Here is a 4,328-nt window from a genome sequence, read left to right on the forward strand (position 1 = left end):
CGTCGTCCTCACCACGTTCGACCTCGACGAGTACGTGCACGCGGCCCTTCGCGCGGGCGCGGACGGCTTCCTGCTGAAGAACAGTCACCCCGACGACCTCGCCCGCGCCCTGCACGCGGCGGTCGGCGGAGAGCCGGTGCTCGCGCCCAGCGTCACCCGCCGGCTCATCGGCACACTGACCGCGCTGCCGACCGCGCTCCTCCCCGACGCACCGGCCCCGACTCCCGGCGAGCCCGCACTGACGGAACTGCTCACCGAGCGCGAGCTGCAGGTTCTCGTCCTGGTCGCGCGCGGCCTGTCCAACTCCCGGATCGCCTCGGATCTCGGGCTCAGCGAGGCGAACGTGAAGAGCCGTGTCAACCGCGTCCTCACCCGCCTCGGCCTCGACAACCGGGTGCAGGCCGCCCTGATCGCGCAGCGGGCGGGCCTCACCGGAACCACGGGGATGCCGCCCGGGTGACAAGCGCCGCAGAGGTGCTGAGCGGGTCTTACGGACCGGTGACATGGCGGGCGTGACGCTGCCGCGCGGTGGGTGCGCGGTCCTAGCGTGTGGCGCATGCGAGTACTGGTCACCGGCGGTGCCGGATTCATCGGGTCCCATGTAGTCGAGGCGCTGACCGCGCGCGGACACGAGGCAGTCGTGTTCGACCTGCGCGACGGCCCGGACGTACGCGACAGTGAGGCGGTCGCCCCAGCACTGCGGGGTGTGGACGCCGTATGCCATCAGGCGGCGATGGTCGGACTGAGCACGGGATTCGGCGACGCGCCCGACTACGTCTCGCACAACGACCTCGGTACGGCGGTGCTGCTCACCGCCATGGCCGCCGCGAGCGTGCGCCGGCTGGTGCTCGCCGGGTCGATGGTCGTCTACGGCGAGGGCTCCTACGCCTGCGAATGGCACGGGCCGGTGCGGCCGGGCCCCCGGGCCGTGGCCGATCTGGACGCGGGACGCTTCGAGCCCCGATGTCCGCGCTGCGGCGAGCAGTTGACGCCGGGGCTGGTGGGTGAGGACGCTCCGGTAGACCCTCGTAACGTGTACGCGACGACCAAGCTGGCGCAGGAGAATCTGGCATCGGCGTGGGCGCGCTCCACGGGCGGTTCGGCCGTCTCGCTGCGCTACCACAACGTGTACGGCCCGAGGATGCCGCGCGACACCCCGTACGCCGGGGTCGCCTCCTACTTCCGGTCCGCGCTCGCCCGTGGTGAGGCCCCCCGGGTGTTCGAGGACGGCGGCCAGCGGCGGGACTTCGTGCACGTACGGGATGTCGCGGCGGCCAACGTGGCGGCGCTGGAGTCCGAGCCCCAAGAGGGGGCGCTGACCGCGTACAACACCGGCAGCGGGGACCCGCACACGGTCGGCGAGATGGCGCGGGTGCTGGCCGCCGCGTACGGCGGGCCCGTGCCGGTGGTGACCGGGGAGTACCGGCTCGGCGACGTCCGCCACATCACGGCGGACTCCTCACGGCTGCGGGCCGAGCTGGGCTGGAAGGCCGAGGTCGCGTTCCCGGAGGGGATGCGCGAGTTCGCGGTGTCGAAGCTGCGCGGGGAGCGGTAGCCGACCGGCCGATGGCCGGGGACGCCCCCGGCGTTCACCCCTCGGCCATCGGCAGTGTCACCTCGAAGCGGCAGCCGCCGGACACGTTGCGTACGGCGGCCCGCCCCTGGTGGGCCTCCACGATCCCGCGCACGATCGCCAGCCCCAGGCCGGCCCCCGCCGGGGGTGTCCGCGCGTGGGTGCCGCGCCACCCGGTGTCGAAGACCCGCGGCAGATCCTCCTCCGGGATACCGCCGCAGCCGTCCGTCACGGACAGCACCACACCCTCGGCGGACCGCTCCGCGGCGACCGCGACCGTGCCGTCGGCCGGTGTCCGCCGGATCGCGTTGACCAGCAGGTTCCCCAGCACCCGGCTCATCTCCCGGCCGTCCACCTCGACCGGCACCGCCACGATCCGGTCGCCGACCAGCCGCACCCCGTGCTCGCGGGCGAGCGGGTCCGCCCCCGCGAGGGCGTCGCCGATCAGGTCGTAGAGCGACATCCGGGACGGGGAGAGCGTGAGCGTCCCGGCGTGTATGCGGGAGAGTTCGAAGAGGTCGCCGACCATGTCGTTGAGGCGTTCGACCTCGGTGCGGATCTGGCGCAGATAGCGGTCGGGGTCGGCGGCGACCCCGTCCTCCAGGGCCTCGGACATCGCGCGCAGACCGGCGAGCGGGGTGCGCAGGTCGTGGGAGATCCAGGCGACGAGCTCGCGCCGCGAGGACTCCAACGCGCGTTCACGGTCGCGGGATTCGGCGAGCTTGGCGCTGGTCGCGGCCAACTCCCGGCTCAGGTCGGCCAGTTCGGCCGTCGCCGGGCCCTCGGGTGCGGAGAAGTCACCGCCGTCACCGAAGTCCCTTGCCGCGCGGGCGAGTTCACGGCTGCCGGCGACGACCCAGCGGCCGAGCAGTAGCGCGGTGACCAGGGAGACCACGGCCGCCATGGCGACGACCGTGGTGACGACGGACAGGTCGTGCGAGGACAGGAACATCGCCTGCGCCACCGCCAGCGTGCCCGCGAACATCGCCGTCACCGCGACCGCGGCGACCACGGACACGGACGCGGTGAGCGACCGCCGGCGCAGCAGCCACAGCGCGCCCGCGCCGAGCACCCCGGCCCCGGCGGCGCCCAGAAAGGCGAACAGGGCGATGAGCAGCATGTCGCGCATGATCAGCCCTCCTCTACCGAGCCGGTGCGAGCGGGCTCGAAGCGATAGCCGACGCCCCACACCGTCTGGATCAGGCGGGGTCTGGCGGGATCGTCCTCGACCTTGCCGCGCAGCCGTCGTACATGCACGGTGACGGTCGACAGGTCGCCGAAGTCCCAGCCCCACACCTCCCGCATCAGATCCTCCCGGCTGAAGGCCCGCCCGGGGTGTCGTAGGAAGAAGGCGAGGAGGTCGAACTCCCGCAGGGTGAGGGCGAGTTCGGCGCCGTTCTTGGTGGCGCGGCGGGCGGCGGGGTCGGCGGTCAGTCCCGCCGAGCTCAACGGGCGGGTCACGGCCGGGGGGCCGCTGCGGCGCAGCACGGACTCCACGCGGAGGACGAGTTCGCGTGGGCTGAACGGCTTGGTGACGTAGTCGTCGGCACCGACCTCCAGGCCCAGGATCCGGTCGTCCTCGTCGCCGCGCGCGGTGAGCATGATGACCGGCACGGGTCCGTGGCCGCGCAGCCGGCGGCACACCTCCAGTCCGTCCATGCCGGGCAGCATCAGGTCGAGGACCACCAGGTCCGGCCAGTGCGCGGCGGCCCGGGCGAGCGCGCCCGGACCGTCCTCGGCGCGGTCCACGACGTATCCGGCGCGGTCGAGGTATCCGGAGACGATCTCGGCGACGGTCGGGTCGTCGTCGACCACGAGGACGCGCATCGGGTTCGCGTGCCCGCTCGCGGCGGGTACGGCACCTGGGGATTCGTACGGTTGCTGCATGTCGTCCAGGGTCCCACCGGCCGCGCCCGCCTCTCGAACCCGCTGCCCGGACGTCCGTGTTTCGTAAGGAACCGAAGTCCGGTATGCCGGTTTCGCGCTCGTAGGGTGAAAGCCGTGACGACCTCTCCCCCACCAGAACCGGACCCGGCGCCCGTCGACGTGGTCCTCCCCTGTCTGAACGAGGCCGAGGCCCTGCCCTGGGTACTGGCCCGCATCCCGCGAGGCTGGCGCGCACTGGTCGTGGACAACGGATCCACGGACGGTTCGGCTGCACTCGCGCACAGCCTCGGTGCCACCGTCGTACGGGAGGAGCGCCGCGGGTTCGGCGCCGCCTGCCATGCCGGGCTGCTGGCCGCCACCGCGGACATCGTGTGCTTCTGCGACTGCGACGCCTCGCTCGACCCGTCCCTGCTGGCGCGCTTCGTACGCGAGGTACACGACGGCGAGGCCGATCTCGTGCTCGGGCGACGCCGGCCACAGGGGCCCGGGGCCTGGCCCGCGCATGCCCGGGCGGGCAATCTCGCGCTGGCCCGGATGCTGCGCCGCCGCACGGGGCTGCGACTGCACGACCTCGGCCCGCTGCGGGCCGCCCGCCGCGCGGATCTGCTCGCACTCGGCCTCACGGACCGCCGCAGCGGCTATCCGCTCCAGATGGTGGTTCGGGCCGCCGACGCGGGTCTGCGCGTCGCCGAGCACGACGTGCCGTATCTGCCGCGCACCGGCGTCTCCAAGGTCACCGGGACCTGGCGCGGCACCTGGCAGGCGGTACGGGACATGCGCCGCGTACTGGCCGAACCCCCGGCGCCGGCCAACGCCCTCTCCGCCACCGCGACGCAAGGAGCGACCACCCGGTGACCACCCTTCTCGT

General features: G+C 73.3%; 5 protein-coding genes. 3 read left to right on the forward strand and 2 right to left on the reverse strand.

Features of this window, described 5'->3' with window-relative positions:
* A partial coding sequence (locus tag R6V09_RS47180) for a response regulator transcription factor (protein WP_317887617.1) occupies positions 1 to 460 on the forward strand: 460 nt, incomplete at its 5' end.
* Positions 461 to 556: 96 nt separating this feature from the next.
* Positions 557 to 1,555, forward strand: a complete 999-nt coding sequence (locus tag R6V09_RS47185; protein ID WP_317887618.1) for an NAD-dependent epimerase/dehydratase family protein — start codon at positions 557 to 559, stop codon at positions 1,553 to 1,555.
* A 34-nt stretch (positions 1,556 to 1,589) separates the two neighbouring features.
* On the opposite strand, the gene R6V09_RS47190 is transcribed toward R6V09_RS47185, so the two are convergent.
* Both R6V09_RS47190 and R6V09_RS47195 read right to left on the reverse strand, forming a co-directional pair.
* Positions 1,590 to 2,702, reverse strand: coding sequence for a sensor histidine kinase (locus tag R6V09_RS47190; RefSeq protein WP_317887619.1), 1,113 nt, complete (start codon positions 2,700 to 2,702; stop codon positions 1,590 to 1,592).
* 2 nt (positions 2,703 to 2,704) lie between these two features.
* Positions 2,705 to 3,460 (reverse strand): response regulator transcription factor, encoded by a 756-nt coding sequence (locus tag R6V09_RS47195; protein WP_317887620.1) that lies wholly within the window; start codon positions 3,458 to 3,460, stop codon positions 2,705 to 2,707.
* 105 nt (positions 3,461 to 3,565) lie between these two features.
* On the opposite strand from R6V09_RS47195, the gene R6V09_RS47200 reads away from it, so the two are divergent.
* Positions 3,566 to 4,315 (forward strand): glycosyltransferase family 2 protein, encoded by a 750-nt coding sequence (locus tag R6V09_RS47200; RefSeq protein WP_317887621.1) that lies wholly within the window; start codon positions 3,566 to 3,568, stop codon positions 4,313 to 4,315.
* Positions 4,316 to 4,328: the final 13 nt, after the last annotated feature.

The sequence above is a fragment of the Streptomyces sp. W16 genome (assembly GCF_033194735.1).
Classification (GTDB): Bacteria; Actinomycetota; Actinomycetes; order Streptomycetales; family Streptomycetaceae; genus Streptomyces.

Bases quoted from the DNA above. Each gene is read 5' to 3' on its own strand.
- R6V09_RS47190 (WP_317887619.1), bottom strand. From the start codon at position 2,702: ATGCGCGACATGCTGCTCATCGCCCTGTTCGCCTTTCTGGGCGCCGCC.
- R6V09_RS47185 (WP_317887618.1), top strand. From the start codon at position 557: ATGCGAGTACTGGTCACCGGCGGTGCCGGATTCATCGGGTCCCATGTA.
- R6V09_RS47195 (WP_317887620.1), bottom strand. From the start codon at position 3,460: ATGCAGCAACCGTACGAATCCCCAGGTGCCGTACCCGCCGCGAGCGGG.